This is a genomic window from Streptomyces sp. CBMA123 (genome assembly GCF_014596465.1).
Taxonomy (GTDB): domain Bacteria; phylum Actinomycetota; class Actinomycetes; order Streptomycetales; family Streptomycetaceae; genus Kitasatospora.
The window spans coordinates 1-20,467 of record NZ_MECK01000064.1; the positions used below are offsets into that span (position 1 = coordinate 1).

Annotated in this window: 18 protein-coding genes and 1 pseudogene; 6 read left to right on the forward strand and 13 right to left on the reverse strand. The window is 74.9% G+C overall.

Translation table 11 applies throughout. From position 1 onward, the window contains the following. Positions 1-83: 83 nt before the first annotated feature. Positions 84-1,628, reverse strand: coding sequence for an AMP-binding protein (locus BG452_RS10215; protein ID WP_188303911.1), 1,545 nt, complete (start codon positions 1,626-1,628; stop codon positions 84-86). A 263-nt stretch (positions 1,629-1,891) separates the two neighbouring features. Between BG452_RS10215 and BG452_RS10220 the strand changes: the two genes are divergently transcribed. After that, on the forward strand, positions 1,892-2,548 hold the full coding sequence (locus BG452_RS10220) for a GNAT family N-acetyltransferase (protein ID WP_188303912.1): 657 nt from the start codon (positions 1,892-1,894) through the stop codon (positions 2,546-2,548). Positions 2,549-3,025: 477 nt separating this feature from the next. Continuing rightward, a pseudogene (locus BG452_RS45465) lies at positions 3,026-3,337 on the forward strand (IS5/IS1182 family transposase); the annotation flags it as partial. 70 nt (positions 3,338-3,407) lie between these two features. On the opposite strand, the gene BG452_RS10225 reads toward BG452_RS45465, so the two are convergent. From BG452_RS10225 to BG452_RS10240, 4 genes are all read right to left on the reverse strand, one after another. Further along, positions 3,408-3,839 (reverse strand): VOC family protein, encoded by a 432-nt coding sequence (locus BG452_RS10225; RefSeq protein WP_188303913.1) that lies wholly within the window; start codon positions 3,837-3,839, stop codon positions 3,408-3,410. Positions 3,840-5,340: 1,501 nt separating this feature from the next. Further along, entirely contained in the window at positions 5,341-6,078 is a 738-nt protein-coding gene (locus BG452_RS10230) for an HAD family hydrolase (RefSeq protein WP_188303914.1), read from the reverse strand. A 76-nt stretch (positions 6,079-6,154) separates the two neighbouring features. Beyond that, positions 6,155-7,201 carry a helix-turn-helix transcriptional regulator gene (locus tag BG452_RS10235; protein WP_188303915.1) on the reverse strand — a complete coding sequence of 349 codons (1,047 nt, stop codon included), beginning with the start codon at positions 7,199-7,201 and terminating at the stop codon, positions 6,155-6,157. 672 nt (positions 7,202-7,873) lie between these two features. Next, the gene (locus BG452_RS10240) at positions 7,874-8,197 is read right to left on the reverse strand and encodes an ArsR/SmtB family transcription factor (protein ID WP_188303916.1); all 324 of its coding nucleotides are present in this window, start codon (positions 8,195-8,197) and stop codon (positions 7,874-7,876) included. Between the two features lie 139 nt (positions 8,198-8,336). On the opposite strand from BG452_RS10240, the gene BG452_RS10245 reads away from it, so the two are divergent. Next, positions 8,337-9,524 (forward strand): MFS transporter, encoded by a 1,188-nt coding sequence (locus tag BG452_RS10245; RefSeq protein ID WP_188303917.1) that lies wholly within the window; start codon positions 8,337-8,339, stop codon positions 9,522-9,524. A gap of 166 nt (positions 9,525-9,690) precedes the next feature. On the opposite strand, the gene pgm is transcribed toward BG452_RS10245, so the two are convergent. The 3 genes from pgm to BG452_RS10260 form a co-directional block, all read right to left on the reverse strand. Continuing rightward, positions 9,691-11,331 (reverse strand): phosphoglucomutase (alpha-D-glucose-1,6-bisphosphate-dependent), encoded by a 1,641-nt coding sequence (gene pgm / locus BG452_RS10250; protein WP_188303918.1) that lies wholly within the window; start codon positions 11,329-11,331, stop codon positions 9,691-9,693. Positions 11,332-11,631: 300 nt separating this feature from the next. Continuing rightward, on the reverse strand, positions 11,632-11,931 hold the full coding sequence (locus BG452_RS10255; RefSeq protein ID WP_188303919.1) for a YciI family protein: 300 nt from the start codon (positions 11,929-11,931) through the stop codon (positions 11,632-11,634). A 59-nt stretch (positions 11,932-11,990) separates the two neighbouring features. Next, positions 11,991-12,752 (reverse strand): GNAT family N-acetyltransferase, encoded by a 762-nt coding sequence (locus tag BG452_RS10260; RefSeq protein ID WP_188303920.1) that lies wholly within the window; start codon positions 12,750-12,752, stop codon positions 11,991-11,993. Positions 12,753-13,598: 846 nt separating this feature from the next. Here BG452_RS10260 and BG452_RS10265 point away from each other — a divergent pair. From BG452_RS10265 to BG452_RS10275, 3 genes are all read left to right on the forward strand, one after another. Further along, positions 13,599-13,940, forward strand: a complete 342-nt coding sequence (locus BG452_RS10265) for a hypothetical protein (RefSeq protein ID WP_188303921.1) — start codon at positions 13,599-13,601, stop codon at positions 13,938-13,940. Then, positions 13,937-14,296 carry a hypothetical protein gene (locus BG452_RS10270; RefSeq protein WP_188303922.1) on the forward strand — a complete coding sequence of 120 codons (360 nt, stop codon included), beginning with the start codon at positions 13,937-13,939 and terminating at the stop codon, positions 14,294-14,296. Before BG452_RS10265 ends, BG452_RS10270 begins: the two co-directional genes overlap by 4 nt. Before the next feature lie 119 nt (positions 14,297-14,415). Continuing rightward, positions 14,416-15,906: an FAD-binding protein gene (locus BG452_RS10275; RefSeq protein WP_188303923.1), complete on the forward strand. Its 1,491-nt coding sequence runs from the start codon at positions 14,416-14,418 to the stop codon at positions 15,904-15,906. Between the two features lie 287 nt (positions 15,907-16,193). Here BG452_RS10275 and BG452_RS10280 read toward each other — a convergent pair whose 3' ends face one another. From BG452_RS10280 to BG452_RS10300, 5 genes are all read right to left on the reverse strand, one after another. Beyond that, positions 16,194-17,150 (reverse strand): helix-turn-helix transcriptional regulator, encoded by a 957-nt coding sequence (locus BG452_RS10280; RefSeq protein ID WP_188303924.1) that lies wholly within the window; start codon positions 17,148-17,150, stop codon positions 16,194-16,196. A 125-nt stretch (positions 17,151-17,275) separates the two neighbouring features. After that, complete coding sequence (locus BG452_RS10285) at positions 17,276-17,809, reverse strand: pyridoxamine 5'-phosphate oxidase family protein (RefSeq protein ID WP_188303925.1); 534 nt, start codon at positions 17,807-17,809, stop codon at positions 17,276-17,278. A 127-nt stretch (positions 17,810-17,936) separates the two neighbouring features. Continuing rightward, entirely contained in the window at positions 17,937-18,812 is an 876-nt protein-coding gene (locus BG452_RS10290; protein ID WP_188303926.1) for an ABC transporter permease, read from the reverse strand. Continuing rightward, complete coding sequence (locus tag BG452_RS10295) at positions 18,772-19,611, reverse strand: ATP-binding cassette domain-containing protein (RefSeq protein ID WP_188303927.1); 840 nt, start codon at positions 19,609-19,611, stop codon at positions 18,772-18,774. Before BG452_RS10295 ends, BG452_RS10290 begins: the two co-directional genes overlap by 41 nt. 81 nt (positions 19,612-19,692) lie before the next feature. Next, positions 19,693-20,196, reverse strand: a complete 504-nt coding sequence (locus BG452_RS10300; protein WP_188303928.1) for a MarR family winged helix-turn-helix transcriptional regulator — start codon at positions 20,194-20,196, stop codon at positions 19,693-19,695. Positions 20,197-20,467 lie beyond the last annotated feature (271 nt).

Consider the following 20,467-nt stretch of genomic DNA (forward strand, 5'->3'; position numbering starts at 1 on the left):
CGCGGCAGCGGCCTGCCGGTCACGGCGGCCGGCCGGCCGTGGCGGTTTCCGCCCGGCCGGCCGGACGGGGGGCTGGGGCGGGGTCAGCCGGCCGTGGCGGCCTCGCGCAGGCGCTTCTTGTCGGGCTTGCCGACGGCGGTGAGCGGGATCGCGTCGAGGAGGTGGAGGGCTTCGGGGGCGTAGATGCGGCCCCTGGCGGCGGTGACGAAGGCGCGGACCTCCTCCAGGGTCGGCTGCTGCCCGGCGGCGGGGACGACGGCGGCGTGGACGTGCTCGGCCTCCTGGTCGTCCTGCACCCCGTAGACGGCGCACTGGGCGATGGCGGGGTGGGTGAGGAGGAGTTCCTCGACCTCGGTCGGGTAGACGTGGCCGCCGACGACGACGATGAGGTCCTTGAGACGGTCGGCCAGGTAGAGGTAGCCGTCGGCGTCGAGGTAGCCGATGTCACCGGTGTCCAGCCAGCCGTCGCGCAGGACCTGGGCGGTGAGGTCGGGCCGCTTCCAGTAGCCGGCCATGATCGTCGCTGAGCGGACGTGGACCTCGCCCTGCTCGCCGGCCGGCAGGATGGTGCCGTCGGCGGCGCGGATCTGCACCTCGATGCCGGGCAGCGGGCGGCCGACCGGCAGCCGGCCGTCGTGACCGGTGCGGTCGTGCTCGTGGGGGCCGAGGATCGCGATGTTCTGCGCCTCCGACATGCCGTAGCCGCTGACCAGGACCGGCCCGAAGGCCTTGAGGGCCTCGCGGATGCGGGCCGGGGAGGAGGCGCAGCCGCCGTAGGAGAGGCAGCGCAGGCTGGACAGGTCGGTGCGGGCGAGGTCCGGGTGGTCGAGGAGCCGGTAGAGCAGCGGGGGCAGCACCCACAGGTCGGTGATGCGTTCGCGTGCGATCGCGGCGAGGACCTCGCCGGGCTCGAAGGCGCGCTGGAGGACGACCGATCCACCCGCGTGGAGCGTCAGGTCGGCGAGCACGCCGGCGAGGTGGGCGAGGGAGGTGGCGGCGAGGAAGCGGGGCTCCTCGCCGTCGGGGCGCCGGTCGCCGAAGGGGACGTCGAAGGCGCGGCGGTAGGGGCCGTGGAGGCTGAGGATGCCCTTGGGGATGCCGGTGGTGCCGCCGGTGTGGCGGATGCCGAGGTCGTCGTCGGGGCCGATCCGGACGTCGGGTTCCCCGGCGGGGCGGATCGCGGAGGCGGCGATCACGTCCTCGCCGACGGTGTGCGGCCCGGGGCCGAGGGTGAGGACGGCGGGGACCCGGAGCAGCGGCAGCAACTCGGGGGCGTCGGCGTAGCGTTCGGCGTCCACGAGGAGCACGGTGGTGTCCACGCTGGCGACGATCCGGGCCAGGACCGGGGCGCTCATCCCGTCGTACAGGTTGACCACCCGGGCGCCGGCCAGGCCGGCGGCGTAGCGGGCGCTGAGGGCCTCGGGGGTGTTGCCGGTCAGCAGGGTGACGGTCGAGCCGCGGGTGATGCCACGGGCGAGCAGCTCGTGGGCGAGACGGTAGGTGGCGGCCGCGAAGTCGCCGGCGGTGACCTCGACCCGGTCGGCGGTGGTGACGGCGCGCCGGTCCGGGCGGGCGGCGAGGGCCCGCAGGATCAGGGCGGGGACGCTGACGAACTCCCGGTCGGACATGGCCACTTCCTCCTCATAGGGTGCACCCCCACCCTAGTCGCGGGCCCGGCCGGGCGGGGCCGTACTCGGCGGGACCGTGGCCGGCGGGGCCGTACGCGGGGGGAGGGGCGAGGCGGGACCGTACGCGGGGGCGAGGCGGGACCGTGGTCGGCGGGCCGTACGCGGGGGGCGAGGCGGGACCGTGGTCGGGCGGGGCGGGAGCGTGGTCGGCCGGAGCGGGAAACCACGGTGCGGGCGGCGCGCGGCTTGGGCACACTGTCCCGGTGATCACCGACCACTGGCCGCTGAAGGGCCTGCGCCTGACCACGCCCCGGCTGGAGCTGCGGCTGCCCGCCGAGGCCGAGCTCGCCGAGGTCGCGGACCTCGCCGCGCGCGGCGTCCACCCGCCGGCCGTACGCCCCTTCCTCACCCCGTGGGGCGAACTGCCGCCCGCCGAACGGGCCCGGCACGTCCTGCAGATGCACTGGCGGCGGCTGGGGCGCTGGACGGCGCAGCACTGGGCGCTGGACCTGGTGGCCTTCCACCGGGGGCGTCCGGTGGGGGTGCAGGACATGCGGGCCCGGGAGTTCGCCGTACGGCGGGAGATCGCCTCCGGTTCGTGGGTCGGCCTGGAGTGCCAGGGGCGGGGCTTCGGCACCGAGATGCGCGCCGCGATGCTCCACCTGGCCTTCGCGGAGCTGGGCGCGGCCTCGGCGACGTCGGTGTCCTTCAGTGACAACCACTCCTCGCTCGCGGTCTCCCGCAAGCTCGGCTACCGGCCCGACGGCATCAGCCGCGACGCCCTGGACGGCCGGGTCGTGGAGTCCCGGCGCCTGCGGCTGTCCCGCGAGCACTGGCAGGGCCCGCCCGTCCCGGTCACGGTCACCGGCCTGACCCCCGCCTGCCGCGCCCTCCTCGGCGCGGACACCCCGCCGGCGTAGGCAGCGGGCCCCGGGCGCGGGCGGGCGGGCCGCGCACCGCCCCGCCGGGCCGACTCCTCCCCCGCACCGGACGTCGCACCGGCCGACTTCCCGTGCACGAGCGGCTCCGCGGGCCGGGCGACTCCCCGCACGCTCAGGGCACCCGCACCTCGCGCGGGAACGCGGGCAGGGCCGACTTCCCGCGCGCGGCGAGGTGGGCAGGACCCTGGCGGCCAGGGCCTCGGCGAACCGGCAACTGCCCGCGTGCTCAAGGCCACCGGGCCCGTACCGGACGTGGGAGCGGCCGACTTCCCGTGCACGGGCCTTGCGGCCGGCCCTGGCGACTCCCGTCCGCCCCAGGCCAACCACATCCCCTACGTGAGAAGTCGCACCGGCCGGCTTCCTCCGCTGGGCAGCGTGCGCGGGTCCCCTGAGGGCTGTCCCGTAAGTGATCTTGCCGTGGGATGATCTCCGGCCGTGGCCGGCGCAGGCGTTTGCCACCGCAGCGACTGCAGGGCAGGGGAGGAATCCGGGGCCAGGGCCGCCGTCGGCCGGACAGCCACGATCGCCGACGGCGGCTGCCCCGGAACCGGCCTCGTCATCGCGCACCGCCGCCCCCGAGACGGCGAACTGACCCACTGCCAGGCCGAACACCACCACGACCACAGACGGGTTCGCGCCCGCGTCGAGCACGCCTTCGCCCGGACGAAGACCCGGAAGATCCTGCGCGACTGCCGCCCGGGAGGCGACGGTGTGCGCCACGCGACGCACGGCGTTGCCCGCCTGCGCAACCTCGCCCTCCCGCAATGACTCCCGCCGTAGGCAGTCTCCCGAGAGGCCCCCCGGGAGACTGCCCCCGCCTCGCGGCCCCGGAGGAGAATCAGGCGAGGCAGAACTCGTTGCCCTCGATGTCCTGCATCGTGATGCACGACTCGTTGACGCCGTCGGCGCGCTGCGTCAGCACGTGTGTCGCGCCGAGCGCCATCAGCCGTGCGCATTCGGCCTCGAGGGTGGCCAGGCGCTCGTCACCCACGAGCCCTGTGCCGACCCGCACATCAAGATGCACCCGGTTCTTGACGGCCTTGCCCTCGGGAACTCGCTGGAAGAGCAGGCGCGGGGCCACCCCCGAGGGATCGGTACACGCGAAGTAGATCTCGTCCTCGGGCGGCAGCGAGCGGTGGTACTCCCCCCACGTGGCAAAGCCCTCCGGGACCGTCGGCACGACGTACCCCAGCACCTCACACCAGAAGGCGGCGAGGCGCGCCGGCTCCGCGCAGTCGAAGGTCACTTGGAACTGTCTGATCGTTGACATCGGCGCACAATAACAGGGGCCCTGCGCATCTCCCCAGGTCGGGACGTCCGCACGTGATCGGGAGGAGGCACCTGCTACCCGCTGGCGTGTCGTGCGGTCGCAGGGGTGCACCGAGGTCAGCGCCTCCCCGAAGGGAACCTGGGACGCGATCCCGGCCGGCCACTCTCGTGCTGCCAACGACCGGCTACGGGACAACCCTTGGCGAACCGGCCGCTGCCCACGCGCCCCGGGCCGGCCCCTCCCCCGCACCAGAAGTCGGCCGGCCCGACGTGCCCCGCACGGGACTGCCGGCCAACTCCCGCCCATGACAGGCCGACACCACCCCCGCGCAGGACGTCGGACCGGCCGGCTTCCGGCGCCCATGGGCCAACGAAACGCCTGCGGCCAGGACACCACTGCGCCCCCTGGGCCGGCGCCCCCGCGCCGGGAGCCGGCGAGGCCGGCTTCCGGCGCACAGGCCAGCGCAAGCGGGCCCACCGGGAACAGCGCTGCGGCCGGACAACTCCCGCACGCCCAGGGCAACCACGCCCGCACGAGAAGCCGGCGCGACCGACTTCCGACACAGAGCAGCCCGAGCGAGCCCTCCCGCGAACAGGACACCGGCGAACCAACCACTTCCCCCACGCCCCGCCCGGCCCCTCCCCCACACGAGAAGCCGGCCTCGTCGACTTCCGGCGCACGGGCCAGCGCAAGCGGGCCCACCGGGAACAGCGCTGCGGGCCGGACAACTCCCGCACGCCCAGGGCAACCACGCCCGCACGAGAAGCCGGCGCGACCGACTTCCGACACAGAGCAACGCGAGCGAGCCCTCCCGCGAACAGGACACCGGCGAACCAACCACTTCCCCCACGCCCCGCCCGGCCCCTCCCCCGCACGAGAAGCCGGCGAGGCCGACTTCCGGCGCACGGGCCTCCCGGCTGGGACGGCCGGCTTCTGCGGGGGGGCGCACCGCCCCCCGGCGTACTCGTGGGCGCCGGCCTGGTGGGGGGCGGGGCGGAGGTGCACTGGCGGCAGCCGAAGATCAGCCCGGGAGCGGATGGGCGGGCAAGGGCGGGGCCGGGGCAGGGGCAGGAACCGGGATGGGGGTGGGGGTGGGACGACGGCCGGGGTCGTGCGCGGGCCGGCGGTGGGTCAGGTGACGCCCGAGGGCGGGACAGGGGGCGGATGGGGCACCGCCGGAGCGCAGGCGCCGCGTCGAGGGGTGGGAGCGGGCCGACGGTGGGCCCGGCAGCGACCGGCGGCGGGGGTGGGGTCGGGGGCGGGTCTGGTGACGGCCGGGGGTGGTGAGGGTGGAACGACGGGCGGCGGCCGGGAGCGGGGCCGGCAGTGGGGCCGGCGGTGAACGGGAGGGGGCCAGGGTCGGGCCAGGGCCGGGCCGGCGGTGAGTCAGGTGGCGGCCGGTGGCGGGGCCGGGAAGGGATCTGGCGGTGAGTGAGGTGGCAGCCGGGGTGGGGGGGCGGGCCGGGGCCAGGGGGCGGGCCTGACGGCAGCCGGGGCGGGGTCAGGGGGTGAGGGCCTGAGGGAGGGTGGTGAGGGCCTGAGGGAGGGTGGTGAGGGTGTGGAGGACGTGGATGCCCTCGCCGGCCGGGGTGGCGGTGGCGGCGCGGTCGAGCCAGAAGGCGTGGAGGCCGGCGTCGCGGGCGCCTTCGGCGTCGTGGGTGTACTTGTCGCCGACGTAGGCGACTTCGTGCGGGGGCAGGCCCAGGGCGGCGCAGCCGGCGTGGAAGATGCCGGCGGCGGGTTTGGCTTCGCCGTGCTGGTCGGAGCAGACGATGGCGTCGCCGAGGTGGTCGAGCAGGCCGATGGCGCGCAGTTTGCGGCGTTGGTGGTCGGTGTCGGAGTTGGAGACGACGCCGAGGCGGTAGTGGGGGGCGAGTGCGAGGAGGGTCGGTTCGGCGTCGGGGAAGGCGTTCCAGGCGGCGTCGCGGTGGGCGGCGTAGCCGGCGAACCAGGCGGCGGCCTGTTCGTCGGTGAGGTCTTCGGCGCCGTCCTGGCCGAGTTCGGCGAGGAACTGGCGGGTGCGGGCGTACTGCTGGCCTTGCAGGGTGAGTTCGCGGGCGAGGTAGCGGGCGTACTGGTACTCCATGACGTCGCGCCACAGGGTGAGTGCGGCCTGCGGGGTGGGGAAGCGCTCGAGCAGGCCGACGTCCCGCAGGTGGGCGAGGATGCCCGTCTGCTCGGAGCCCGTGTAGTCGAACAAGGTGTCGTCGACGTCGAAGAGCACGCCCCTGATCGGCATGAGCCGTCCTTCCCGGTGGTCCCTGCGCTGTGCTGCGGTGTGCTGCGGTGTGCTGCGGTGTGCTGCGGTACGGACCCTACGCGTCGCCCGTGCGGGCGCCGGCGGCGAGGCGGTCGGCGAGGGCGGTGACGAGGCCGCGCAGTTCGTCGGGGCGTTCGATGGTGAACGGCCGGTCGAGTGCGGCCAGGAGCGGGGGCAGCCAGTCGAGGCGTTGTGCCCGCAGGTCGACGCGCAGCCAGCCCCCGCCCGTCCCGCCCGTCCCGCCCGTCCCGTCCGTCCCGTCCGTGCCGTCCGTCCCGTCGGGGCCTGTGGCGGGTTCGAGTTCGTGCAACCGGGCGACGGTGGCGGGCAGGTGGGCGCGGACGTGTTCGGCGCTCGCCTGGATGCGCAGGGTGACGTGGTGGCGGTAGTCGGCGGTGGCGAAGCCCGTCAGCACGCGCTGGGCGGGGTCGGGGCCGGCGGGTTCGTCGAAGGTGCCGGGCAGGGTCCTGGCATCGGTGACGCGGTCGAGCCGCAGGGTGCGGTCCTGGTCGGCGCGGGTGTCCTTGCCGGTGACGTACCAGCGGCCGCCGTGGGCGACGATGCCGTGGGCGTGCAGGGTGCGTTCGCTGGGCCGGCCGTCGCGGTCGGTGTAGCGGATGGCGAGCGGGCGGCGGTGGCGTACCGCGTCGGCGAGGGTGAGGAGCAGGGCGGTGTCGGGGGTGGGGGGTTCGTCGGGTGCGGGGTGGCCGGTGAAGGTGAGGGAGTCCTGGAGGGTGTCGAGCCGGTGGGCGAGGTGGCGGGGCAGGACGCGCCGGATCTTCGCCGTCGCGGTCTCGTTGGCGGTGCGCTGGGCGGTCGTCGGTGTGGTGCGGCGGGCGGTGAGCAGGGCGAGGAGCACGGCCAGGGCCTCGTCGTCGTCGAGCATGAGCGGGGGCAGGCGGTAGCCGGGGGCGAGGCGGTAGCCGCCGTAGCGGCCGCGTACCGATTCCACGGGGATGTCCAGTTCGGCGAGCCGTTGCACGTAGCGCCGTACGGTGCGGTCCTGGACGCCGAGGCGGTCGGCGAGTTCGGCGACGGTGCGGGTGCCGCCGGACTGCAGCAGTTCCAGGAGGGTCAGCACGCGGGCGGTGGGTCGGGGCACGGGGACCAACCTACGTCCGCCAGGGGGCCGGTTCTGTCCTCTGTCGCCCCTGGCCTGCTGTCACTCCCGGCCTGCCGTCGCCCCTGGCCTGCTGTCACTCCCGGCCTGCCGTCGCCCCTGGCCTGCTGTCACTCCTGGCCTGCTGTCGCTCCTGGTCTGCGGGGCGGGGGAACGTCGGTGGGCGTTCGGCACGATCTGGGGGATTCCCCTGGACTTCGTCTCGTTCCGCGTCGCCACCGGTGATGTCGCGCGTCTCGTCGCCCTTCTGCGAGCGGGCCGCCGGGGTGCGGGCGGTGTGGGCCGGCGGGGACTTCGCCGGGCTCCGGACGGCGGGGCGGGCCTGGCGCTCGCCGGTGGCGCCACCGTGGCGCTGTTCGCCCCGGGGCCGGCCCGGGCGGCGGACCCCGCCGTGGCGCTGTTCGCCCCGGGGCCGGCCCGGGTGGCGGACCGCCGCCGTGTGATCGCCGCTTTCCTGGCCGGGGAGGTGGAGCGGGTGTACGGGGGCCGGCGGACTTCGTCGGCGAGGTGGTGTCCGGGCCCGCCACGAGGCCGTGGGGCGAGCGGTCGCTGCTGCTGCGCGACCCGGCCGGCCGTTCCCGTCGGCTTCCTCGCGCCGGTCGGCCCCGGCGGCCGTCGCGAAGGACGCGCGCTGACAGCGGTGCCGCTCGGCTTTCAGAGGGGGGCGGCGGCGAGGAGGGCGTCCAGCAGGCCGGGGAAGCGGGCGTCCAGGTCGGTGCGGCGCAGGCGGACGAAGCGGTTGCGGCCGGCGACGCGGGTGGTGGTGACGCCGGCTTCGCGCAGGACGCGCATGTGGTGGGAGACGGTCGACTTGTGGAGGTGGTCCAGGCCCAGGTCGCGGGGGGCGCAGGAGTGTTCGGCGCCGTCGGCGTAGCTGAGCAGCAGGCGCATGCGGACGGGGTCGCCGAGGGCGTGCAGGACGGTGACGAGGTCGATGTCGGCGGTGGGGGGCTGGGGAAGCCGTTCGTCGTCGGTCATGGGGTCGGCTCCGGTCCTCGGGTCCCGTGGGGGGACGGACTGCGGCGGGATGGTTTGACAATCATCCACCCATCCCCAATTGTTTGGCGAGCATCAAACCGTTGCATGTTCGTCCAACAATCACTCCGGGGGGCTCTCCGTGCCCGTACGCCTGCTCCTGCTCGCCCTCGGCACCTTCGCCATGGGCACCGACTCGATGGTGGTGGCCGGCATCCTGGGCCCGGTCTCCGCCGACCTGGACGTGTCGGTGGGCGCCGCCGGCCAGCTGGTCACCGTCTTCGCCCTCGGCTACGCCCTGCTGGCCCCGCCGCTGGCCGCCGCCACCGCCCGCTGGCCGCGCCGGCGCCTGCTGCTGAGCGCCCTCGCCGTCTTCAGCGCCGCCAACGCCCTCAGCGCCCTCGCCCCCGACTACGAACTGCTGCTCGCCACCCGGGTGCTGGCCGCCGCCGGCGCCGCCCTCTACACCCCCACCGCCAACGCGGTGGCCACCACCCTGGTCGCCCCCCAACGGCGCGGACGGGCCCTGGCCACCGTGCTCGGCGGCATGACCGTCGCCACCGCGCTGGGCGTGCCGCTGGGCACCTGGGTCGGGCGCACCGACTGGCGGCTGACGATGTGGCTGGTCACCGCGCTCGGCCTGGCGGCCCTGGCCGGACTCGCCGTCCTGCTGCGCGACCTGCCCGCCCCCGCCGCCGCCCCCACCCTCACCGCCCGCCTCGCCCCGCTGGGCCGGCGCCGGGTGCTGGGCGCCGCCGCCACCACACTCGCCTTCTTCCTCGCCTTCCAGAGCGTCTACATCTACCTCGCCACCGCCGTCCACGGCGCCACCGGCGGCGACGCCGGCCGGCTCGGCCTCATCCTGCTCACCACCGGCGTGATGTCGGTGGCCGGCAGCTGGCTGGGCGGGCGCCTGGTCGACCGCATCGGGGTACGCACCGTCCTGCTGGCCGGCTCCGCCGTCGCCGCCGGCGCCTTCGCGGCACTGCCCTGGCTGGGGCGCGGCATGCCCGGGGCGCTGGCGTACGCGGCGGTGGTACCGCTGGCGGGCTGGGCGGTGTCGGTCGCGCTGCCACACCGGCTGGCCTCGCTCGACCCGGCGAACGCGCCACTGCTGATCTCGCTCAACAGCAGCGCCCTCTACCTCGGCACCGCGGCCGGCGGCGTGGCGGGCTCGGCGGCCATCACGCTGCTGGGCACCCGGTGGTTCCCGCTGGCGGCGGCGGTGCTGGCGCTGGCCGCCTGCGCGACAGCCGCGGCCACCACCCACGACCAGCGCCGCAGCACCCGTACAGCCCCAGCCCAGACTCCGGCTCGGGTACGGGGCTGACCGCCCGCACCGGGGCCGGGGACACCTCCCCGCGCCCCAGCCCCAGCCCCAGGCTCCGGCCCCGGCTCGGGTACGGGGCTGACCGCCCGAGCCGGGGCCGGTAGGGGCGTTCGCGCCGGCCGGGCCCGCGCCGCGCAAACCCATCCCCGACGCGGGCCCGCACCGCTCAGACCCCGAGGACCTCGCCCACCAGGGCACGGGCCTCCTCCTGCACCCGGCCCAGGTGCCCGGCGCCCAGGAACGACTCCGCGTAGATCTTGTACACGTCCTCCGTGCCCGAGGGCCGGGCGGCGAACCAGGCGTTGTCGGTGCACACCTTCAGGCCGCCGATGGCCGCCCCGTTGCCGGGGGCGTGGGAGAGCACCGCGGTGATCTTCTCGCCGGCGAGCTGCCCCGCGCTGACCTGCTCGGGGGCCAGGCGGGCCAGACGGGCCTTCTGCTCACGGTCGGCGGGAGCGTCGACGCGGGCGTAGGCGGGCGCGCCGTGACGCTCGGTCAGTTCACGGTAACGGGCGCTGGGAGTGGCGCCGGTGACAGCGGTGATCTCGGCGGCGAGCAGGGCCAGCAGGATGCCGTCCTTGTCGGTGGTCCACACCCCGCCGTCGCGGCGCAGGAAGGAAGCACCGGCGCTCTCCTCCCCGCCGAAGGCGATCGAACCCTCCAACAGGCCGTCGACGAACCACTTGAAGCCGACCGGGACCTCCACCAGGGTGCGGCCCAGCCCCGCGGCGACACGGTCGAGCATCGAGGAGGAGACCAGCGTCTTGCCGACAGCGGCATCGGCGGGCCAGTCGGCACGGTGACGGTAGAGGTAGTCGACAGCCACCGCCAGGTAGTGGTTGGGGTTCATCAGGCCCCCGTCGGGAGTGACGATGCCGTGCCGGTCGGCATCGGCGTCGTTGCCCGTGGCGATCCGGTACTCGTCCTTGCGGCCGATGAGGGAGGCCATCGCCGCCGGCGAGGAACAGTCCATACGGATCTTGCCGTCCCAGTCCAGCGTCATGAACCGCCAGGTCGGATCGGTCACCGGGTTGACCACGGTCAGGTCCAGGCGGTAGGCCTCGGCGATACGCCCCCAGTAGGCCACCGAGGCACCGCCCAGCGGGTCCGCACCGATACGCAGACCCGCCGCCCGCACCGCGTCCAGGTCCAGCACCGAGGGCAGGTCCTCGACATAGCCGCCCAGGAAGTCGTACCGCCCGGTGGTGGCCGCGGCCAACGCCCGCGCGTACGGAACCTTCCTCACCCCGCGCAGGCCCTCACGGATCAGCTCGTTGGCACGGTCCTGGACCCAGCCCGTGGCCTCGGAACCAGCCGGACCGCCACTGGGCGGGTTGTACTTGAAGCCCCCGTCACGCGGCGGGTTGTGCGAAGGAGTGACCACAATGCCGTCAGCCAGCGCCCGGGGACTGCGCCGGTTGTGCGCCAGGATGGCATGCGAGACCGCCGGAGTGGGCGTGTAACCGTCCACCGCGTCGATCAGCACCTGCACACCATTGGCCGCCAGCACCTCCAGCGCCGTCGCCTTCGCCGGCTCCGACAACGCATGCGTGTCCGCACCCAGGAACAACGGACCCCCCACACCCCGCTCGGCCCGGTACTCACAGATCGCCTGCGTGGTCGCCGCGATATGGTCCTCATTGAACGCCGCATCCAACGACGAACCCCGGTGCCCCGAAGTCCCGAACGCCACCCGCTGCCCCACCTCCTGCGGATCCGGCCGCAACGCGTAATAAGCCGTCACCAGCCGCGCCACGTCCACCAGATCCCCCGGCTGCGCCGGCTGCCCGGCCCGTACGTGTGCCATCCGTCTTCTCCCGCCGAATCCACGAAACCCGCGTTACGTCCTCGCCCCGCGCTCACCGATCGTAGCCAGAACACGACCCTGCCCCGAACCGAGCGGGCCCGTCCGGAGCACACGGCGAAGCCCGGACCGACCCGGGCGGGCGGCCCGGGCCAGAGCGGGCAACACGGGCCCGGCCAGGCAACCCAGGCCCGTGCGGGCGGGCGGCCCGGGCGGGCAGTCCGGGCCCGGGCGGGCGGCCCGGTCCAGAGCGGGCAACACGGGCCCGGCCAGGCAGTCCGGGCCCGGGCGGGCGGCCCGGGCTCAGGCGGGCAGCTGCTGGCGGTAGGCCTCCAGCGCGGGGGCGGTGACGGTGGCCAGGAACTCCGTCACCCGGTACTCGGCCAGCCCCAGCCGCACGAACGGGTCGGTGGCCACCAGCGCCTCGATCGCACCCCGGTCCTGCCCGGCCGCCAGGATCACCCCGCCCTCGCGCGGCACCTTGCGCCCGGAGGCCAGGAAGGTACCCGCCGCGTAATGGCCCTTCAGCCACCGCACGTGCTGCGCGAGCGCCTCGTCGATCCGCTCCATCGGGGCGGTGTACGTCAACTCCAGTACGAACATGCCGTCAGGCTAACGCCACGGCACCCGGCCCCCCGAGGAACCGGCGGCGCTCCCGGGGTTCACCGCGAGGCCCACCAGGTCGAGGGCGTCACGGCGGTGTAGCCCAGCGACTCGTACAACGGCCGGCCCAACTTCGAGGCGGTAAGGGTGAGCGGCAGGTCCGCCAGACCGGCCAGGGAAGCGAGCATGACGGCCCGGCCCACGCCGCGCGAACGAAAAGCCGGCGACGCGGCGACCCAGTAATGGCTGCCGACACCCTCGCGCACCACCCGCACACACGCTCCCGCAGCCACACCGTCACACCAGGCGAGGAACACATCCACGCCCGGCTGCGCGACCAACGCCGCCGGGAACAACTCCCCACGGCGATACGGCTCGAAACCGGTCAACTCGAAGCCCTCGATCACCACCCGCTCGGCCGCCTGGAGGTCCTCAGGCCGCTCGACCCGAACCACATCCGCCACCGATACACCGACAGGCCCCGGCAGGCGCAGCATGATCGGCATCTGCCAACTGCGCAGACCCAACCGGCCCAGATCGGTGGCACCGAACGGGTCCTCGACGTTGACCGGGCCCGCCGCCCGGCGAGCCAGCTCACCCAGCTCGGCCAGCTCACCCCCATCCAGGCCAGGCCCCTGGATCAGGACCCGCAGACCGGCACGCCGACCGCCGTCGACCGCGACGAAACCGGAGCGCCGGATCACCTCATGCCCCCGGGCCCGGCCCGTGGCACTCCAGAAAGCAGCAGAGTTACGGGCCTGGAGCGCCGGCACCCGAGCCAGGACGGCACTGCGGTCGGCAGCGGTGGTTCCGGTTGTCATGATGCCCACCGTAACCCGGAATTGACCCACCACCACACACCAATTCAACACAAGGCGACTAGGCCACCCCCCAAAGCCGCCAGAGCAACTCCGCTTCCACACCATCCCCTGCACTACCGGACCCCAGGAGTGACACCCAGGACCCGCGACAGAGACGGACCAAGACGGATTCGAACCACCACAACCACAACCGGCACTCGACAGACCCTTCGCCTCCCCAACACCCAGCCCACCCCCAGGGACACATCAACACCCATACCCACAGCCCGAATCCCTCCCCACCCAGGGAAAGACCCGCAGAAAGCACCCTCAGAAAACACCCGCAGGCAGGACCCGCAGAAAGGACCCGCGCGGAAGGCCCCGCAGGGAAGGGCCCGCAGGCAGGACGCGCAGGGAAGGGCCCGCGGGGAGGACGGGGACGCTCAGCGCGCCGGGCGACAGCCGAAACAGCAGCCGAACGCGCGCGGGCTGGGGCGTTGACGACTGCCGCTGGTGGCCACGGCCCGCCCCCCGCTCCCGCCGCACCGCGCCGGCGTGATCCGCGACCGGCGCGCCACGCGGGACCCCGGGGGCGCAACAGGTCTTCCCGCCCCGGCCCCGGGAGGGTGCCGACCCCAATCCTGCCAGGTCAGGCAAGGGTTGCGGTAGGACCCAGCACACCCTTCCTCCGCCTTGCCCAGGCCCCCGCATACACCCCACACTCGTGCGACACCCCACTCCCCCCTCCACGGCCCACGCGCCGGCGCCCGCTCGACCGGGCGGTCGGCGCGCGGCCCGTCGCGCCCTGACGCCGGCACGAAGGGGGACGGGGCGCGGGAGAGACAACGACGAAGGAGGACACCGGAGATGAGCGTGCACACAGACCTGGTACTGAAGGCGCGGGTACGGCTGATGAGCCACAACGAACGGATCCTCGACGGCGAAGGAGGCCTGACGGTATACCGGATCCTCTTCACGGTCAGCCCCCACATCCACGCCTACAAACTCGCCTACGTGCTGCGGAGCCTGAGCGAGAACAGCCCGCAGACGACCCGGACACCCGGAGCACGGCAAGCCCTCCTGGAAGAAGCAAGGGCCGCCAGCACCCGCATCCCGGCCGACGCCCCCACCCACCAACGCCGAATATGGGACCACACCGTGGCCGAACTCCGCGAGATCGAGCGCCGGCTCGGCCAGGCGAGCCGGTGACGCCCCGCCCGCACGAGGACCTGGTGCTGTGGGCGCGGGTGCGGCTGCTGAGCCGCAACCGGTGGGAACTGGAGGGCGAGGAGGCGATGCGGGTCTACCGGATCCTGTTCGCCGTCACCCCGCACGTCCACGCCTCCAAGCTCACCCAGGCCCTGCTGGGCCTCAGTTACCAGCCACGCCTGGCCCACCTGCCCGAGGCGCGGCGCGCGCTGCTGCGCGAGGCCCTGGAGGCGGCGGCGCACATCCCCCCGGGCGGGCCCTGGTACCAGGACCGGTACGCGGAGTACGCGCTGAGCGCACTGCGGCGCCTGGACGAACAGGACGAGCAGGAGGGGCAGAACGCGCAGGAGGGCTAGGGGGACGGGAGGGCCAGGGGGGACAGCAGCGGCGGGAGGGGCATGCGGTGCGGTAGGCGTCCGCGGGATGGTTGCGGTACAACAATCCCTATTTGACGACTGATCGGAGAAACCCCGAGATGAGCAGGTCAGGCCTGTCCCGTCGCGCCCTGATCGCCGGCGCCGGCGCCGCCGTCGTCGGCTGGAACACCGCCGCCCGTGCCTGGGCCGCCGAGCCGGGCGCCGGCGTCGCCGAACTGCCCGCGCTGGAGGGCACGGTGACGCTCGCGGGAGAGGGCCTGGAACGGTTCTCCGGCGACTTCGGGCACCTGGTCACCGCCGCGCCGCGCGCCGTGCTGCGCCCCGCCTCGGTGCGCGACGTGCAGAAGACGGTGGCCTTCGCCGCCCGTCACCGCATCCCGGTTGCCGTCAACGGGCAGAGCGGGGACGCGGCGGCGCTGGGCGCGGCCGGGCTGGAGTCGCACTCCAGCTACGGCCAGGCCAACCCCCGCGGCGGCATCGCGATCGACGCCCGCGGCCTGGCCGCAGTCGTCTCCGTCACGCCCGGCCGGGCCGTGGTGGAGGCCGGCGCGACCTGGGCGCAGCTGGTGGAGGCGGGCCTGGCCATCGGCTGGGTGCCGCCGGTGCTGACGGACTACCTGCACCTGTCGGTGGGCGGGACGCTGAGCGTGGGCGGCATCGGCGCGGCGGTGCAGCATTACGGCCTGCAGACGGACACGGTGCGGGAGGTGGAGGTGGTGACCGGTACGGGTGAGCTGGTGACGGCCTCGCGCGAGCGCGACCGGGAGCTGTTCGAGGCGGTGCTGGGCGGCGGCGGGCAGGCGGGGATCATCGTGCGGGCCACCCTGGCGCTGGTGCCGGCGCCGGAGCGCTCCACCGTGTTCACCCTGGCCTACGACGACCTGGACGCCTACCTGGTGGACCAGCAGAGGGTGCTGGCCACGGGCCGGTTCGACCTCCAGGTCGGCAACGTGGTGCGCAGCGCGGACGGCGGGCGGTGGCGGTACACGGCGGAGCTGGTCGCGTACGGGGCCGCGGGGCGGGCGGTGGACCGGGAGGCGCTGCTGGCGGGGCTGAGCCCGGTGGTGGGCGAGACGCGGGTGGTGGAGCAGGGCTGGCGGGAGTACGCGTTCCGGGTGGACGCCTTCGCCGGGTACCTGCGCTCGGCCGGGTTGTGGGGGCTGCCCAAGCCGTGGCTGAGCCTGTTCCTGCCGGCGTCGACGGCGGGGGTGTTCATGCGGGAGGCGGCCGCGCTGCTGACGGCCGAGGACCTGGGGGCGGGGCTGCTGCTGTTCTACCCGTACGCGCGGGAGCGGGTGCGCACCCCGCTGGCGGTGCTGCCGGGGGAGCGGGTGGGCTGGCACTTCGACCTGCTGGCCTTCCCCGCGCCGGGCGCGGACGTCGCGGGGATGCTGGAGCGCAACCGGCGGCTGTACGAGCGGGCGGTCCAGCTGGGCGGCAAGCGGTACCTGATCGGGGCGGTGCCGGGGATGACGGGCGCGGACTGGGCGCGGCACTACGGGGGGCTGTGGGAGCGGGTGCAGCGGGCCAAGCGGCGTTTCGACCCGGCGGGGATCCTGGCGCCCGGGCAGGGCATCCACACCTCCTGACGCCCGCCCGATCGGCTGGGGGCCGGTGGGCGGGCCGGGCCCCCGGGGGATGGGGCCGCCGCCGGCCAGGCGCGGGCAGGCGGCGGCGCCCTCCCTCACATCCCCCGCCACCGCCCGGCCCCTCCCCCGTAGCCACCGCCACCGCCTGGCCCCTCCCCCGTAGCCACCGCCACCGCCTGGCCCCCTCCTCCACAGCCCCCTCCCGCGGGGGGTGGCCGGGGCCCGGGTTGCGCGCGTCCCCCTTCCAGCGCGGGACCGTGCGGGGCGCCCGGCGGGCGGCGGGCCGCTCAGGTGTAGAGGGCGGCGGCGCGGCGGGTGGCCTCGGCGAGGCGGGCGCGCAGGTGGGGCGGTTGGAGGACTTCGGCTTCGGGGCCCAGGCGCAGGAGTTCGTGGTAGCCGATGTCCCAGGTCTCCAGCGCCAGGGTGACGGTGATCCAGCCGTCGGCGTCCGGGGGGCCGGCGGTGGCGAGGGCGTCGGCGGCGGCGGTGGGCTCCAGCAGGACGGCCAGGTGTTCGACGGCCGGCGGGCTCAGCCGTACCAGGGCGCGTTCGCGCAGCAGGGCGCGGGTGAACGCGCGGGCCGCCTCCTCCCAGTACCGGGCGAGGTCGAACTGCGGGTCGCGGTCGAAGTGTTCGTCGCTCGCCTCGGCGCTCTCGAAGCGGTCGACGCGGTAGGAGGCGATGCGGCCGCCGGGCCCGCGCGCCGCGAGGTACCACTGGCCGGCCTTGAGGACCAGGCCGTACGGTTCCAGGCGCCGGCGGCGGGTGGAGCCGCGGGAGGCGTAGCGGGCGTCCAGGACGCGGTCCTGCCACACGGCGCGGGAGACCTCGGCGAGCAGCGGCGGGGTGGGGGCGTCGCGGAACCAGGCCGGGGCGTCGAGGTGGAAGCGCTGGACGGCGGCCGCGGGGGCCTCGCCCAGGGCGGCGGCGACCTTGAGCCGGGCGGCCAGGGCCTGCCCGGCCAGGCCCATCTCGCGCAGCGGGCCGGGCAGTCCGGCCAGGTGCAGGACGGCGGCCTCGGCGCGCTCCAGGCCGGTGAGGCGGGTGCGGTAGCCGTCGACGAGGCGGTAGCCGCCGGCGCGCCCGCGCTCCGCGTACACCGGCACCCCGGCCTCGGCCAGGGCGGCGATGTCGCGCTGCACGGTGCGTTCGGAGACCTCCAGTTCGGCCGCGAGTGCGGCGGCGGTCATGGTGCGCCGGGTCTGCAGGAGCAGCAGCAGCGCGATGGCCCGGCTAGCCCGCACCCGCTCCTCCTTCCTCGCGTCCCTCTGTCGGCAGCCGCCATTGTCGCCGCACGCCGGCCGTGGGCGTCAGCCGGTGCGTCAGCCGGTGCGTCAGCCGGTGCGTCAGCCGGTGGCGTGCGGCGCGCTCACGCCTGGTGGGCCGCCGAGCCGAGTGCGGCCGGGTCGGCGGCGAAGGCGGCCATCCAGTGCGGGTGCAGCCGGTAGTAGACGACGTCGTGGTCCCAGTCGAAGGCGTCCGCGCCGTAGAAGTCCCGGAAGTGGGCGAGCAGTTCGGGCCAGTCGGCGGCCGGCTTCCCGCCGTGCGGGTTGAGGGTCTCCACCGTGCCGTGGGTGAACACGCCCAGGTCCTCCCCGCGCAGGTGCGCGGCGCTGACGGCGGGCCGGGCGGCGAGGTGGCGGGCCTTGGCGGCGGTGCGCGCGGTGCCGAAGTGCCAGCGGCCGTGCAGGAAGTGCCCGTCCACGCCGCTGATCCGCGGCTCGCCGGTGGCCGTGACGGTGGACAGCGCGAGCGTGCACATCCCGGTGAGCACGCCGGTGAGCTGTCCGGCGGTGAGGGCGCGCTCGCCGCTGATGATCGAGCGCAGGTGCGCCGTGGAGCGGGCGAGGGAGGCGTCCAGGAGGGCCTGGAGGCGCCGCAGGTCGTCGGGGGTTTCGCGCATGAGGGGGTCCTTTGCCGGTGCGTGGTCCGGGCCGGCGCCACCGCGGCGCCGGCCGGTCGCCCTCACTGTCCCGCCGGAACCCGACACCTTCTGTCGTCTTTCGCCGTCGCTGTTCGCCGGGCGGGTCTCAGCGGGCCAGGCGTCCCAGCAGGGCGGAGGCCGCCGCGATGCCCGCCACCGTGGCGGCGGCCAGGACGGCGAAGTCCAGCGGCAGGTGGGAGGGGGTGCCGATGAGCAGGCCGCGCAGCGCGTCGACCTGGTAGCTGAGCGGGTTGGCCTTGCTGACGGCCTGCAGCCAGCCCGGCATGAGGTCGACCGGGTAGAGGGCGTTGGAGCCGAAGAACAGCGGCATGGTGATCGCCTGGCCGATGCCCATCAGCCGGTCGCGGGTGAGCACGATCCCGGCGATGGCCATCGAGAGGCAGGAGAAGAACGCCGAGCCGAGCAGCACCGCGACCACCACCCCGAGCAGGCGCAGCGGGTTCCAGGTCATCGCGACGCCCAGGACGGCGGCGATCAGCACCACGACGACGGCCTGCAGGACGGCTTTGACGCCGGCGGCGAAGGCCTTGCCGGTGACCAGGGCGGCGCGCGGGGTGGGGGTGACCAGCAGTTTGGTGAGGACTCCGGAGTCCCGCTCCCAGATGATCATGATGCCGTAGAAGATCGCGATGAACATCGCGGACTGGGCGATGATGCCCGGCGCCAGGTAGTCGAGGTAGGGGATGCCGCCGGTGGGTATCGCCTTGAGGCGGGTGAAGGTCTCGCCGAAGATCAGCAGCCACAGGGCGGGCTGGACGGCGCGGGTGTAGAGCTCGGTGCGGTCGTGGCGCAGCTTCTGCAGTTCCACCGCGCACATCGCGCCGACCCGGGCGGGCACCAGGCGCCAGCCGGTGCGGGCGCGCGGGGGCACCAGCAGCAGGTCGAGGTCGGGGGTGGGCCCGGGGGTGTCGGCGGGGGGTTCAGCCGACGCGGTTGGCCGTGCGGCGGGTACGGCGGACATCGCCGAAGTCTCCTTCCGTGGCGTCGGCCAGGTCGCGGCCGGCGAAGTGGCGGAACACGTCGTCCAGGGTGGGCTCGTCCCGGCCCTCTTCCCGTACCCGGGCCTTGAGTTCGGCGGGGGTGCCGAGCGCGCGGATGCGGCCGCGGTCCATCAGGGCGATGCGGTCGCAGTGGCGGTCGGCCTCGTCCATGTAGTGGGTGGTGACCAGGACGGTCATGCCGGTGGCCCGGCGCACGGCGTCGACGCGCTCCCACACGCCGGTGCGGGCGATCGGGTCCAGGCCGATGGTGGGTTCGTCCAGGACCAGCAGACGCGGGGCGCTGACCAGGGCCTGGGCGAGTTCGAGGCGGCGCACCATGCCGCCGGAGTAGGTGGCGGCCATCCGGTCGGCGGCGTCGGTGAGGTCGACGGCGGCCAGGGCCTGGGCGACGCGCCGGGCGCGTTCGGCGCGGGGCACGTCGAAGACCCGGGCGAACAGGGCGACGTTCTCGCGTCCGGTCAGCCCGGCCTCGGCGGACAGCTGCTGGGGCACGTAGCCGAGCAGGCGGCGCACCTCCATCGGGCGGCGGGCGGCGTCGTGGCCGAAGACACGCACCATGCCGGCGCCGGCCGGCAGCAGGGTGGTGATCGCGCGGATCGTGGTGGTCTTGCCCGCGCCGTTGGGCCCGAGCAGGCCGAACACCTCGCCGGTGCGCACGGTCAGGTCGATGCCGTCCACGGCCCGGGTGGTCCTGCCGCGGCCGTGGGTGAAGCTGTACTCCAGGCCCTGGCACACCACGGCCTGCTCCTGGCTCGTCACGCTTCCTCCTCGGGGCTCGTCACGCTTCCTCGGCACTCCCTCGGGGCTCGTCACGCTTCCTCGGCACTCCCTCGGGGCTCGTCACGCTTCCTCCTCGGGCAGGGCGCGCAGGCCCTCGGCGACCTTCTGCAGGGCGGGCAGGGCGGCCGCCAGCGCGGCCCGGTCCGGCTCGGGCAGGCCCGCGACCAGCTCGCCCATCAGGGCGCGGCGCCGCGCGCGCCAGGCCTCGATCCGCTGCCCGGCGGCCTCGGTCGCGTACAGCAGCGCGGCCCGGCGGTCGGCGGGGTCCGGTTCGCGGCGCAGCAGGTCCTGGGCGACGAGCTGGTTGACCAGGGTGGAGACGGAGTTGCCGGCCAGGCACAGTTCCTCGGCGGCCTCGGAGATCCGCAGGCCGGGGGTGTGGGTGACCAGGCGCAGCAGTTCCACCTGGGCGCCGCGCAGCCGGGGCTGTTCGAGGCGGCGGCGCAGGCGGCGGCGCAGCAGGCGCTGGATGCCGACGAGGAGGGCGGAGAACTCGTCGGCGAGGGCCGCGTCGGGGGTGTCGTCGTCGCGTCTTTCGGGGGCTCGTGCCGTTCCCGTGGCCATGCCCCAATTTTAGCTCTCAGTGAGAGGTATCTGTCGAGGGGGCGGACACCGGCAGTGGACGCGCGGGAGGATCGGGGCCCGGGCGGTAAACGCCCGGGCCCGCTGACGCCACTTCCGGGCAGCCGCCCAGGCGCCCGGACCGGGAGCCCGCCGAGGGCGGGAGCCCACCGGAAGGCCCACCCCATGACGGACCCCGTGACCCTGGCGCCGCCCGGCGCCGCACCCGCCGCACCCGCCGTGCCGAAGGTCGCCGCCGCCCTCGCCCGGTGTC

Excerpts from the sequence above, each read along its gene's own strand:
- BG452_RS10230 (WP_188303914.1), bottom strand. The coding sequence starts at position 6,078 with ATGCCGATCAGGGGCGTGCTCTTCGACGTCGACGACACCTTGTTCGAC.
- pgm (WP_188303918.1), bottom strand. The coding sequence starts at position 11,331 with ATGGCACACGTACGGGCCGGGCAGCCGGCGCAGCCGGGGGATCTGGTG.
- BG452_RS10275 (WP_188303923.1), top strand. The coding sequence starts at position 14,416 with ATGAGCAGGTCAGGCCTGTCCCGTCGCGCCCTGATCGCCGGCGCCGGC.
- BG452_RS10285 (WP_188303925.1), bottom strand. The coding sequence starts at position 17,809 with ATGCGCGAAACCCCCGACGACCTGCGGCGCCTCCAGGCCCTCCTGGAC.
- BG452_RS10255 (WP_188303919.1), bottom strand. The coding sequence starts at position 11,931 with ATGTTCGTACTGGAGTTGACGTACACCGCCCCGATGGAGCGGATCGAC.
- BG452_RS10260 (WP_188303920.1), bottom strand. The coding sequence starts at position 12,752 with ATGACAACCGGAACCACCGCTGCCGACCGCAGTGCCGTCCTGGCTCGG.
- BG452_RS10240 (WP_188303916.1), bottom strand. The coding sequence starts at position 8,197 with ATGACCGACGACGAACGGCTTCCCCAGCCCCCCACCGCCGACATCGAC.
- BG452_RS10215 (WP_188303911.1), bottom strand. The coding sequence starts at position 1,628 with ATGTCCGACCGGGAGTTCGTCAGCGTCCCCGCCCTGATCCTGCGGGCC.
- BG452_RS10290 (WP_188303926.1), bottom strand. The coding sequence starts at position 18,812 with ATGTCCGCCGTACCCGCCGCACGGCCAACCGCGTCGGCTGAACCCCCC.
- BG452_RS10265 (WP_188303921.1), top strand. The coding sequence starts at position 13,599 with ATGAGCGTGCACACAGACCTGGTACTGAAGGCGCGGGTACGGCTGATG.
- BG452_RS10300 (WP_188303928.1), bottom strand. The coding sequence starts at position 20,196 with ATGGCCACGGGAACGGCACGAGCCCCCGAAAGACGCGACGACGACACC.
- BG452_RS10225 (WP_188303913.1), bottom strand. The coding sequence starts at position 3,839 with ATGTCAACGATCAGACAGTTCCAAGTGACCTTCGACTGCGCGGAGCCG.